Annotated in this window: 11 protein-coding genes; 3 read left to right on the top strand and 8 right to left on the bottom strand. The window is 68.4% G+C overall.

The window, feature by feature from the left end; genetic code table 11:
- Window positions 1–31: 31 nt before the first annotated feature.
- From SOM08_RS07155 to SOM08_RS07125, 7 genes are all read right to left on the bottom strand, one after another.
- Complete coding sequence (locus SOM08_RS07155) at window positions 32–1,753, bottom strand: hypothetical protein (protein WP_322470393.1); 1,722 nt, start codon at window positions 1,751–1,753, stop codon at window positions 32–34.
- Window positions 1,754–1,881: 128 nt separating this feature from the next.
- On the bottom strand, window positions 1,882–2,415 hold the full coding sequence (locus SOM08_RS07150; RefSeq protein ID WP_116960651.1) for an SRPBCC family protein: 534 nt from the start codon (window positions 2,413–2,415) through the stop codon (window positions 1,882–1,884).
- Complete coding sequence (locus SOM08_RS07145; RefSeq protein ID WP_322470392.1) at window positions 2,412–2,768, bottom strand: metalloregulator ArsR/SmtB family transcription factor; 357 nt, start codon at window positions 2,766–2,768, stop codon at window positions 2,412–2,414. Before SOM08_RS07145 ends, SOM08_RS07150 begins: the two co-directional genes overlap by 4 nt.
- 117 nt (window positions 2,769–2,885) lie before the next feature.
- Window positions 2,886–3,866, bottom strand: coding sequence for an NAD(P)H-dependent flavin oxidoreductase (locus SOM08_RS07140; protein WP_116960653.1), 981 nt, complete (start codon window positions 3,864–3,866; stop codon window positions 2,886–2,888).
- A gap of 33 nt (window positions 3,867–3,899) precedes the next feature.
- Complete coding sequence (locus SOM08_RS07135) at window positions 3,900–5,687, bottom strand: acyl-CoA dehydrogenase (protein WP_322470391.1); 1,788 nt, start codon at window positions 5,685–5,687, stop codon at window positions 3,900–3,902.
- 94 nt (window positions 5,688–5,781) lie between these two features.
- Entirely contained in the window at window positions 5,782–6,714 is a 933-nt protein-coding gene (locus SOM08_RS07130; protein ID WP_322469647.1) for an electron transfer flavoprotein subunit alpha/FixB family protein, read from the bottom strand.
- A 12-nt stretch (window positions 6,715–6,726) separates the two neighbouring features.
- Window positions 6,727–7,476 carry an electron transfer flavoprotein subunit beta/FixA family protein gene (locus tag SOM08_RS07125; protein ID WP_322470390.1) on the bottom strand — a complete coding sequence of 250 codons (750 nt, stop codon included), beginning with the start codon at window positions 7,474–7,476 and terminating at the stop codon, window positions 6,727–6,729.
- Window positions 7,477–7,809: 333 nt separating this feature from the next.
- On the opposite strand from SOM08_RS07125, the gene SOM08_RS07120 reads away from it, so the two are divergent.
- The 3 genes from SOM08_RS07120 to SOM08_RS07110 all read left to right on the top strand — a co-directional run bounded on the left by SOM08_RS07120 (window position 7,810) and on the right by SOM08_RS07110 (window position 10,698).
- A complete protein-coding gene (locus tag SOM08_RS07120) occupies window positions 7,810–8,814 on the top strand; it encodes a TRAP transporter substrate-binding protein (protein ID WP_322470389.1) in 1,005 nt (334 codons plus the stop codon).
- 82 nt (window positions 8,815–8,896) lie between these two features.
- Window positions 8,897–9,406, top strand: coding sequence for a TRAP transporter small permease (locus SOM08_RS07115; RefSeq protein WP_116961040.1), 510 nt, complete (start codon window positions 8,897–8,899; stop codon window positions 9,404–9,406).
- Window positions 9,403–10,698, top strand: coding sequence for a TRAP transporter large permease (locus SOM08_RS07110; RefSeq protein WP_322470388.1), 1,296 nt, complete (start codon window positions 9,403–9,405; stop codon window positions 10,696–10,698). Before SOM08_RS07115 ends, SOM08_RS07110 begins: the two co-directional genes overlap by 4 nt.
- On the opposite strand, the gene SOM08_RS07105 is transcribed toward SOM08_RS07110, so the two are convergent.
- Window positions 10,685–11,998, bottom strand: coding sequence for a mechanosensitive ion channel family protein (locus SOM08_RS07105; RefSeq protein ID WP_322470387.1), 1,314 nt, complete (start codon window positions 11,996–11,998; stop codon window positions 10,685–10,687). The two genes, SOM08_RS07110 and SOM08_RS07105, sit on opposite strands and share 14 nt — an antisense overlap.
- Between the last annotated feature and the right edge of the window lie 19 nt (window positions 11,999–12,017).

Here is a 12,017-nt window from a genome sequence, read left to right as displayed (position 1 = left end):
GGCGCGGCCCCGCCACCGGGGCCTTGGCCGCTCAGCCAAGGGCCGTGGCCTCGTCCAACAGGCGCCAGAGCCCGGGGTCTTGCCGCCCGTCGCGCAGCTGCTGGGACACCGCCCGCACCAGGTCGGGGTCGATCGTTTCCGTCGGCCCCGTGAGCAGTTCGCGCAGGGTGGACGGGTCGAGCAGGCCCAGGCGCATCACGCGCACGATCTCCGGCGCATGGGCTTCGCTGCGGTGCCCGACGGCCGCGCGGCGCGTGTCGATGGTCACCCCGCTCAGCGACAGCAGATCGCTCATGGGCAGCCACCCCTGCTTCAAGAAGCCCTCGGCGAGATCGGGATCGTTGTGCAGGTGGCAGAAGAAGAAGGCCCTGAGCCCGCCCACGCAGTGGGCCAGGAAGTAGTCGCCCCGGCCCAGGCTTCGCCACAAAGGCTTGGCGAACACGTCCCTGACACCCGCCCAAGGCGATGGTCCGCTGGACACCAGATGCGTACTCCCCAGCAGCAGGTTCTTCCAGGCCACCGCACGCAGGGCCTGCAGCGTCGCGCCCCCCGGCAAAGGATGGGGCAGGCTCATGTACACGGCGCGGACCCGGTCGAAGGTCTGGAGGAAGTCGATGAGTGTTTTCACCAGACCCACATCGCGCGGCCCCGTCATGCCACCGCCGCAGACGATCCTCAGCTCGCGCAATGTGTCGTGCCGCTGCGGATTCGCCAGGGCCTGCAGGAGCGCCACGGTGGTGTCCACCCGGAGGGTTCCCAGTGTCAGGTTCTGGGGGTGCAGCCATTCCACGAGCCAGGCCGCCAGCGGGGCGTCGTCCGCGTGGTGCACGCCCAGGCGGACCGTCTCCACGCGGGCCATGGGCCGCAGGGGCAGCCCTTCTGGCGCCGCCCAGCCGTCGACCACCGCCAGGGGCTGGATGTCCACCTCGACCTGGCGCAGTGAAGGCTGCCCCACCACCCGGGTCCACAGCAGCATCCAGGCCGGACCGTCCAGGTGCCCGCACACCCGCAGTTCGATCGAATGCAGCAGGGGACGGGGCGTCGCCAGCCACTCGGCCAGCGGCCCGGCGGTGGCGCTGGTGAGCGAGAGGTTCAGGCACAGGGGCACCCGGGCATTCGCCAGGCGCGTGTAGGCCCCCGCATCGGGCAAGGCCGCGAGACGCCACTGGTGGCCGGGGCTGAGCACCGCCACGGCGCGCAGCAGGGCGTCTTCCCCGGGGGTCTTCATGGCGAGCGCCGACAGCACGCTGGCCACCTGTATTTCCAGGGCACGGTCCAGCGCCTTGCACAGCGCCATGTTCAGGAAGTCGGCGAGCGTTGGGTCGGGCGAGCTCCGAACCCAGGCCGGGTCGCCCACGATCAAGGGGCGCACCGAAGCGCCACTTAATACGAGGCAGGCCTTGGAGCCGGCGAGCGCCCAGCGCAGGGGCGCGGGGATCGGCCGCTGGATGTCGTGGTCCACCGTGACCGTGAGGCCCGCCAGCCGGCCTTGCGCCGCCAGGAGGTCCAGGGTGGCCAGCAAGGGCACCAGGGCCGCGGCTTCGATGTGGACCGACAGGTGCAGGTGCAGGGCCGGCACCTCGGCGTCGGCCCGCTGCAGGGACTGGATCAGCGCATCGACCGCGCTCGGCCCATCGATGTGGATCGGCTGCGCGCCGGGGTTGGAGGGAGCGTCGCGGGCGGGCGTGCGGCTCTGCGGATCGGTGGTGCGCGTGAGCTGGACGGACGAGAGCGATCGTTGAAAGCGTTGCATGGCGGGCGCAGGGGAACGGGCGTTGCGGGAATCGAACCCGCCCTGCGTTGCCGCGGTGGGCGGTTCGTTCCCCCGCCGCGCCCGGCTTGAGCGAACCCAAAGAACCCGCTCCCCTCCGCAGGCGCCGCTCAGCCCGCCAGCCGCCGCGCGTACTCCGCCTCCAGCCGCGTGTGCAGCGCCCAGTAGCGCGGCCGGGCCTCGCCCCGCACCCGCGTCACCAGCAGGTCCAGGTGGGCGTGCCAGCCGGCCGAGACACTGAGCATGTCGTCCATGCCACGCAGGCGCTGGTGCGTGACCACCAGGCGCACGCCGCCGCGCGACTCGTTCAACTCGTAGCGCACCTCGCCCTGGTCGCCCCAGGTGTGGGCCAGCAGGCGCGGCGGCTCGCAGGCCGTCACCACACCGCTCAGTTGCGCACTGTCGGCCATGTCCGCGTACTTGGGCGGCGCGGGGTCGTCGGCGTAGGTCAGCTCCGCGTGGCGGAACTCCAGGCGCACCGCGCCGCCCACGCGCAGCTCCAGCGTGCCGCGCGCCATCCACTGCGCGCGCTTGTCGTTGTCGGTGATCCAGGCCCAGATGTCCTGCACCGTGCCGGGCAGGTGGCGTTCGATGCGCACGGTGTCGTTCGACAGCCGTTCGCCGTAGAGGGAATCCGTCGTCATGGTTTTCTCCGTTGGGGGGATGAAGGCGCGGCGCGCACCAGGCGCTCGAGGGTGTCGAGCCGCTCGGTCCAGAACCGCTCGTAATGGCGCAACCACTCCATGCCCGCGTGCAGCGGCCCGGCCTCGAGGCGGCAGGTGTGCGTGCGCCCTTGCACCGTGCGCCGCACCAGGCCGGCGCGCTCCAGCACCTGGATGTGCTTGGAGGCGGCCGCCAGCGACATGTCCAGCGGCGCGGCGAGCTCGCTCACCGACAGCGCCTCGCTCGCCAGGCGCTGCAGCATGTCGCGGCGCGTGGGGTCGGCCAAGGCCTTGAAGACGGCGTCGAGGTCGCCGGAGGAATGTTGTTCAACCATGTGATTGAATTTAATCGCGCGACCGCAATTATTCAACCTCTTGGTTTACTTTTTCGACGAACGGCAGGGCCATGAAAAAAGCCGGCGCAAGGCCGGCTTCGTCGGGGTGCGAGGCGCTCAGGCCGCGCAGAGCCGCGCCTTTGCCTCGGCGTACTCGCGCCGGAAGCGCGCCACCAGTTCGCCTGCGCCCATCACCTCGCGGATGGCGCCGATGCCCTGGCCGCAGCCCCAGATGTCGCGCCAGGCCTTGGCCGCGTTGCTGCCTTCGCCGGTGGAGAAGTTCATCTTGCTCGGGTCGCTCTGCGGCAGGTTCTCCGGGTCCATGCCGGCGTTGCGGATGGAGCCCTTGAGGTAGTTGCCGTGAATGCCGGTGTAGAAGTTGCTGTAGACGATGTCGTCGGAGTTGCTGTCCACGATCATCTGCTTGTAGCCCTCGACCGCGCGCGCCTCGTGCGTGGCGATGAAGGCCGAGCCGATGTAGGCCAGGTCCGCGCCCATGGCCTGTGCGGCCAGGATGGCGCCGCCTGAGGCAATGGCGCCCGACAGCGCCACCGGGCCGCCGAACCACTCGCGGATCTCCTGGACCATGGCGAAGGGGCTCTTCACGCTGGCATGGCCGCCCGCGCCCGCGGCCACGGGAATCAGGCCGTCGGCGCCCTTTTCGATCGCCTTGTGCGCGAACACGTTGTTGATGACGTCGTGCAGGACGATGCCGCCCCAGGCGTGCACGGCCTGGTTCACGTCCTCGCGCGCGCCCAGGCTGGTGATGACGATGGGCACCTGGTACTTGGCGCACAGCTGCATGTCGTGCTCGAGCCGGTCGTTGCTCTTGTGCACGATCTGGTTGATGGCGAAGGGTGCGGCCGGGTTGTCGGGGTGGGCCTTGTTGTGCGCGGCCAGGCCTTCGGTGATCTCGGCCAGCCACTCGTCCAGCTGCGAGGCCGGGCGCGCGTTGAGCGCCGGCATCGATCCCACCACGCCCGCCTTGCACTGCGCCAGCACGAGCTTGGGGTTGCTGATGATGAACAGCGGCGAGCCGATCACCGGGAACTTGAGGTTCTTGAGGACCGGGGGCAGGTAACGCTCGGGTGCGGGCATGTTGTCTCCGTGAAGGGGATCGGTCGGGGTCGTTCAGAAGGCTTCGATGGCCATCGCCGTCACGCCCTCAGCGCCGTCGACGATGGAGGCGGCCACGCCCGGCGCGCGGCTGAGGATGTGGTCGGCATAGAAACGCGCGGTGGTGATCTTCGCGTCCATGAAGGCCTTGTCCTGTCCCTTGGCCGACAGCGCCTCGGCCACCAGGAGCGCGCGCGCCATCTGCCAGCCCGCCACCAGATTGCCGGCGAGCATGAGGTAGGGCACGCTGCCCGCGAAGGCGGCGTTGGGGTTGCCCTTGGTGTTGGCGACGATGAAGTCCACCGCCTGCTCGAAGGCCTCGCGCGCGGCCGCCAGGCGCTTGCCCACGGCCTGGGCATTGCTGCTGCCTTTGGCGAGCTCGGCCTCGGTCTGGCGGATCTGCGCGGCGATGGCCTTGGCCACGGTGCCGCCGTCGCGCGCGGTTTTGCGGCCCACCAGGTCGTTGGCCTGGATCGCCGTGGTGCCCTCGTAGATGGTGAGGATCTTGGCGTCGCGGTAGTGCTGGGCCGCACCGGTCTCCTCGATGAAGCCCATGCCGCCGTGCACCTGCACACCCAGGCTGGTGACCTCCAGGCTCATCTCGGTGCTGTAGCCTTTCACCAGCGGCACCAGGAATTCGTAGAAGGCCTGGTTCTGCTTTCTCACCTCGGCATCGGCGTGGTGGTGGGCGGCGTCGTAGGCGGCCGCGGCCACGCTGGCCATGGCACGGCACCCCTCGGTGGCGGCGCGCATGGTCATGAGCATGCGCTTGACGTCGGGGTGGTGGATGATGGGCGCGGCGGTGTTCATGCTGCCGTCCACCGGGCGGCTCTGCACGCGCTCGCGCGCGTAGCCCACGGCCTGCTGGTAGGCGCGCTCGCTGATGGCGATGCCCTGCACGCCGACCGCGTAACGCGCCGCGTTCATCATGATGAACATGTACTCGAGGCCGCGGTTCTCCTGACCGACCAGGGTACCGATCGCACCGCCCTTGTCACCGTATTGAAGAACGGCCGTCGGGCTGGCCTTGATGCCCAGCTTGTGCTCGATGCTGACGCAGTGCACGTCGTTGCGAGCGCCCAGGCTGCCGTCCTGGTTGACCAGGAACTTGGGCACCGTGAACAGGCTGATGCCCTTGACGCCCTCGGGCGCACCGGTCACGCGCGCCAGCACCAGGTGCACGATGTTGTCGGCCATGTCGTGCTCGCCGTAGGTGATGAAGATCTTGGTGCCGAAGATCTTGTAGGTGCCGTCGGGCTGCGGCTCGGCGCGCGTGCGCACGGCGGCCAGGTCCGAACCGGCCTGCGGCTCGGTGAGGTTCATGGTGCCGGTCCACTCGCCGCTCACCAGCTTGTGCAGGTAGGTGGCCTTCTGCTCGTCGCTGCCGGCGGTCAGCAGGGCCTCGATGGCGCCGTCGGTGAGCAGGGGGCACAGCGCGAAGCTCAGGTTCGCGCTGTTGAGCATTTCGCCGCAGGCCGAGCCGATGGTCTTGGGCAGGCCCTGGCCGCCGAAATCCACCGGGTGCTGCAGGCCCTGCCAGCCGCCCTCGGCGTACTGGCGGTAGGCGTCCTTGAAGCCGGGCGTGGTGGTGACCACGCCGTCCTTCGCCCAGGACGGCTTGAGGTCGCCCTCGCGGTTGAGCGGTGCCACCACGCCTTCGTTGAGCTTGGCGCACTCCTCCAGCACGGCCTGGGCGGTCTCCAGGCCCGAGTCCTCGAAACCGGGCAGTTGAGCCACCTGGTCGATGCGCGCCAGGTGCTCGATGTTGAACAGCATGTCCTTGACGGGGGCGGTATAGCTCATGGCTCAGTGTCTCCAGGGGGCGCCCACACGGAAAGCGGTCGGCGCGGTGCAAAAAAAGGGCATCGCACGCGATGCCCTTGAGGGACTCTTTCGTTCAGAGCGCCTTGACCAGCTCGGGCACGGCCTCGAAGAGGTCGGCCTCCAGGCCGTAGTCGGCCACGCTGAAGATGGGGGCCTCGGGGTCCTTGTTGATGGCCACGATCACCTTGGAGTCCTTCATGCCCGCCAGGTGCTGGATGGCGCCCGAGATGCCGGCGGCGATGTAGAGCTGCGGCGCCACGATCTTGCCCGTCTGGCCCACTTGCAGGTCGTTGGGCGCGTAGCCCGCGTCCACCGCCGCGCGGCTGGCCCCGATGGCCGCGCCCAGCTTGTCGGCCAGCGGCGTGATCACCTCGTTGAACTTCTCGCTGCTGCCCAGCGCGCGACCGCCGCTGACGATGATCTTGGCCGCCGTCAGCTCGGGCCGGTCGCTCTTGGCGATCTCGGCGCCCAGGAACTGGCTCTTGCCCGAATCGGCCACCGCGTTGGCGGTCTCCACCGCCGCGCTGCCACCCGTGGCCGCCGCCGCATCGAAGCCCGTCGTGCGCACCGTGATCACCTTCTTCTCGTCCGTGGCCTGCACGGTGGCGATCGCGTTGCCCGCGTAGATCGGGCGCTCGAAGGTGTCGGGGCTCACCACCTTGGTGATGTCGGAGAGTTGCGCCGCGTCCAGCAGCGCGGCCACGCGCGGGGCCACGTTCTTGCCCGCAGCGGTGGCCGGGAACAGGATGTGGCTGTAGCTGCCTGCCAGCGCCACCACCTGCGCGGCCACGTTCTCGGCCAGCCCGTGTTCGAAGCCGGCGGCGTCGGCGTGGATGACCTTGGCCACGCCCGCGATCTGGGCCGCGGCCTTGGCGGCCTCGCCCGCGTTGTGCCCGGCCACGAGCACGTGCACGTCGCCGCCGCATTGGGCCGCGGCGGTCACGGTGTTGAGGGTGGCGCCCTTGATGGACGCGTTGTCGTGTTCGGCAATAACCAGTGCAGTCATGTCAGTTCTTCCTCAGATCACCTTGGCTTCGGTCTTGAGCTTGCTCACCAGCGTGGCCACGTCGGGCACCTTCACGCCCGCGCCGCGCTTGGGCGGCTCGCTCACCTTCAGCGTCTTGATGCGCGGCTTCACGTCCACGCCCAGGTCCTCGGGCTTCACCGTCTCCAGCGGCTTCTTCTTGGCCTTCATGATGTTGGGCAGCGTCACGTAGCGCGGCTCGTTCAGCCGCAGGTCCGTGGTGATGACGGCCGGGGTGCTGATGGAGAGCGTCTCCAGGCCGCCGTCGACCTCGCGCGTGACCTTGGCCTTGTCACCCTCGATCTCGACCTTCGAAGCAAAGGTCGCCTGCGGCAGGCCGGCCAGTGCGGCCAGCATCTGGCCGGTCTGGTTGCAGTCGTCGTCGATGGCCTGCTTGCCCAGGATCACCAGGCCCGGCTGTTCCTTGTCCACCAGGGCCTTGAGCAGCTTGGCCACCGCCAGCGGCTGCAGCTCTTCAGCGGTTTCCACCAGGATGGCGCGGTCGGCGCCAATGGCCATGGCCGTGCGCAGCGTCTCCTGGCACTGGCTCACGCCGCAGGAGACGGCGATCACTTCGCTGACCACGCCCTTTTCCTTCAGGCGCACCGCCTCTTCCACCGCGATCTCGTCGAACGGGTTCATCGACATCTTCACGTTCGCAATGTCGACGCCGCTGCCATCGCTTTTCACGCGGACCTTGACGTTGTAGTCGACCACGCGCTTGACGGGGACGAGAACCTTCATGCTGAGCTGCTCCTGTGGTTTGGGGTTCGGGGTGCAATTGACGTGCACGTCAATTGGGCATTGTAGGTGGGCGCTGGAAGCGACCGAAGCGATGACCGAAAAATCGAACGACCGTGCTTTTTTGCGAATTATATCGATCGCCACACCGGTGCCGCGATGCCCGCGACGCGCGGTGGATGTCGTTGGGGCGTCATTTCGCCGACCGCTTGGTCGGTGAACTCGGGTAAGTCTGGAGGGCGCCGTGCAATGCGTTCACCTATAGTGAAATTGCGCCCTTTGCTTATGTTGAGTAACGATGGCGCGCCCCCTCACCCCGTCGTTGGAGCACCCCGCATGAAGCTGATTCCCCTCCTGGCCACCGCCGCCCTGCTGAGCGCCGGTGCGGCCTCGGCGCAGACCGTGTTCACCGCCTCATCGTGGGTCCCCCCCACGCACACGCTGAGCATGGCGCAGAAATCGTGGTGCGACCTGCTGGAGAAGGAAAGCGCGGGTCGCATGAAGTGCAACATCCTGCCCAAGTCCGTGGCGGCGGCGCCCGGCACCTTCGACGCCGTGCGCGACGGCCTGGCCGACATCTCCTACACGGTGGACGGCTACACGCCGGGCCGCTTCGTTTTCACGCAGCTGGCCGAGTTCCCCTTCCTGGGCGACAGCGCGCTGGCCACCTCGGTGGCCTACCAGCACCTCTACGCCAAGCACTTCGCGCCGCTGGGCGAGCACCGCGGGGTGAAGGTGCTGGCCGTGTTCACGCACGGCCCCGGCATCATCTTCAACAGCAAGCAGCCGGTGAAGACGCTGGACGACGCCACCAAGCTCAAGTTCCGCATCGGCGGTGGCAACATCAACGAGCTGTCCAAGCTCATGGGCTTCAACACCACGCTCAAGCCCGCGCCCGACTCCTTCGAGCTGCTGTCCACCGGCGTGATGGACGGCACCTTCTTCCCCGATGAATCGATCGCCTCGTTCAAGCTGAACATGATCAAGCACGCCACCACCTTCCCTGGTGGCCTCTACAACACCAGCTTCGTGTTCATGATGAACCCGGCCAAATACAACGCCCTGTCCGCGCAGGACAAGGCCGTGGTCGACAAGATCTCGGGCGAGGTCGCCACGCGCATCTTCGGCGAAGGCTGGGACAAGGTCGACGCCGCCAGCCGCGAGCTGCAGAAGACCCAGGGCGTGGCGCGCATCCAGGCCGACGACTCCTTCATCAAGGCCGTCGCGGCCAAGCAGGCCGAGCTGGAGGACAAATGGGCCGCCGCCGCCGCGGCCAAGGGCCTGAAGGACCCCAAGGCCGTGCTGGCCGAGTTCCGCGCCGAGATCAAGAAGGTCAAGTAAGGCATCGAGCCGCCACCCACCCCCGCACGGCGGGCAGTCGCCACCCCGGCTGCCCGCCGTTGCTTTTGAACGCTCCCCCGACATGCTCACCGTCCTGGATCGCGCGCTGCGCTGGTCGACCGGCCTGATGGCCGCGATGGCCTTGTTTTCCATCATGCTGCTCACGCTCGTCGACGTGACGGGCCGCAAGTTCTTCAGCCACTCGGTGCCCGGCGGGCTCGAGGTCACCGAGATCCTGATGGTGATCGTGATCTTCGGCGCGCTGCCCTTGGTCTCCTGGCGTGGCGAGCACGTGGTCTTCGACTCGCTGGACGCCTTCATTCCCAGTGGCCTGCGGCGCATCCAGCAGCGCGTGGTGCACCTGTTCTGCGCCATCGCTTTCGCCTGGATGGCGCGCCTGATGCTGCTGCGCGCCGACCGCTTTCTCGACTATGGCGACATCACTGTCCACCTGCAGCTGCCCCTGGCGCCGGTGGCCTGGATGATGGCGCTCTTTCTGTTCGTCACCGCGCTGGTGCACCTGGTCTTCGTCTTCTTCCGCCCCCCCGAGCCCGCTTTCCACGGCGCGGCCCAGCCGGGAGACGCCGCATGACCGCCGCGCTGCTGGGCTTTCTGGGCGTCTTCGCCATGGCTTTCCTGCGCGTGCCGCTGGCCGTGTCCATGGCCACCGCGGGCTTCGTGGGCATGGGTGTGCTGCGGGGCTGGCAGCCGGCCCTGGCCAGCACCAGCCAGGTCATCTTCGAAACCGGCTTCGCCTATGTGCTGTCGGTCATCCCGCTGTTCGTCCTGATGGGCAATTTCGTCGCGCGCGCCGGCATGGCGCGCGAGCTGTTCAACGCGGCCAATGCCTTCGTGGGCCACCGCCCGGGCGGCCTGGCCATGGCCAGCATCATCGCCTCGGGCGGCTTCGGCTCCATCTGCGGCTCGTCGATCGCCACCGCGGCCACCATGACCCGCGTGGCCTTTCCGGAGATGAAGGCGCACGGCTACAAGGAGACGCTGGCCACCGGCGCCATCGCCTCGGGTGGCACGCTGGGCATCCTGATCCCGCCGTCCACCATCCTGGTGATCTACGGGATCATCACCGAGACCGACATCGGCAAGCTGTTCATCGCCGGCATCCTGCCCGGCATCGTCGCCATCGCCTGCCTGTGCCTGGCCGTGGTGTTCTTCACCTGGCGCGACCCCCAGGCCGGCCCCCCCGCCGAGCGCTTCACCTGGCGCCAGCGCCTGGCCGCCATCCGCGGCATCTGGGGGGTGGCGCTGCTGTTCGCGCTGGTGATCGGCGGCATCTACGGCGGCGTGTTCACCGCCACCGAAGGCGCGGGCATGGGCGCGGCGGGCGCATTCTTCTTCGCGCTGGCGCGCCGCACGCTCACGCCGCGGCTGCTGCTGGAGGTGCTGATCGAAAGCTCCCGCACCACGGCCATGCTGTTCACCATCCTGATCGCCGCGATGATCTTCACCAACTTCATCAACTTCACGTCCATGCCGGCCGATCTGCGCGACTTCGTGCTGCAGTTCAGCCCCGAGCCGATCATGGTGGTGGTGGTGATGATGGTGATCTACCTGGCATTGGGCATGGTGATGGAGGAACTGGCGATCGTGCTGCTCACGATTCCGGTGTTTTTCCCCGTGGTCACCGGCCTGGGCTTCGATCCCATCTGGTTTGGCATCCTCATCGTGACCATCGTGGAGATCGGCATGATCTCGCCGCCCGTGGGCCTGAACCTGTTCGTCATCAACTCGCTGCTGCCGAAGGTCAAGCTGACCACCATCTACCGCGGCGTGTGGCCGTTCGTGACGGCCGACGTGGTTCGGCTGGGTATTCTCATCGGCTTCCCGATGATTTCCCTGTGGCTGCCCGGTTTCATGAACCGCTAGCGGCCACCGCGCCATCACCCTCGCGCAGCACGTGCACCACGCGCTGCGGGAAGGGAATCTCGATGCCGTTGGCGCGCAGCGACGAGAGGATGGCCATGTTGATGGCCGAGCGCAGCGCGAGCTGCCCGTTCTCGGGATCGCCGATCCAGTAGCCGAGCGTGAACTCCAGGCCGTCGGCGCCGAAGTTGGACAGGGCCACCGAGGGTCCGGGGCTCTTGAGCACGCGGGGCTGCGCGGTGGCCGCGTCCAGCAGCAGGCGCGACACCAGGTCGACGTCGCTGTCGTAACCCACCGACACCACGGTCGACTGCCAGACATTGGGATCGGCCAGCGACAGGTTCTCCACGCGGCTGGTGATGAGCATCTCGTTGGGCACGATGGACTCGCGCCCGCTGAGGTTGCGGATCAGCGTGTAGCGCGCGTTGATGTCGGTGATGCGGCCCTCGAAGTTGTCCACGCGCACGTTGTCGCCGATGCGCATGCTGCGCTCGGCCAGGATGACGAAGCCGCTGACGTAGTTGGACGCGAGCTTTTGCAGGCCCAGGCCGATGCCCACGCCCACGGCGCCGCCCAGCACCGAGAGGGCGGTCAGGTCGATGCCCACCGCCGAGAGCGCGACGATGAGGCCCACGAACAGGAGCAGGGCCCGCGTGGCGTTGCTCACCGCCTGGCGCAGCGAGCGGTCCCGGCCCACCACGTTGCGCAGCAGCCGGGCCTCGATGGCCGACGAGATCCACAGCGTGATGATCAGCACCGCCGACGCGGTGACGATGCCTTCGATGAGGGTGCGCAGGCTCAGCGTGGTGGCGCCCACCTTCCAGCGGATGTCCTCGGCCTCGGCCAGCATCACCGGCAGCAGCCCGCTGACCCACAGCACCATGCCCAGCCAGGCGGCCCAGGAGATCGTGCGCTCCAGCACCTTCACCCAGGGGCTGTCGTCGAAGGCCGCCTGCAGCACCTTCACCCCCAGACGGATCACCGCCAGCGACACCAGCACGGGGATGGCGACGTGAAAGACCGCCAGCGGCACGAAGTTCATCAGCAGCCCGCGCGCCACGAAGCCCAGCACCAGCAGCACGATGGGGAACAGCGCGCCATCGACGATGCGCCGCCCGAACAGCACCGACTGGGGCGCGTTCTGCATGGACAGGGCGCGGCGCAGGCCGGCCACCAGCGACCACGCCAGCAGGGCCACGGCCGCCAGGGCGGCCAGTTCGGCCAGCGCCGCCGGCTGCAGGAAGCTGCTGAGCCAGGCGGACAGGTCGTCCACCGGCCGCAGCGAAGCGGAGGAAGGGTTCATCGTCGGAACAGGTGACAGG

Source organism: Hydrogenophaga sp. SNF1 (assembly GCF_034421675.1).
GTDB lineage: Bacteria > Pseudomonadota > Gammaproteobacteria > Burkholderiales > Burkholderiaceae_C > Hydrogenophaga > Hydrogenophaga borbori.
Note: the sequence above shows the minus strand (reverse complement) of the source record. Positions and strands in the feature narration are given on the sequence as shown.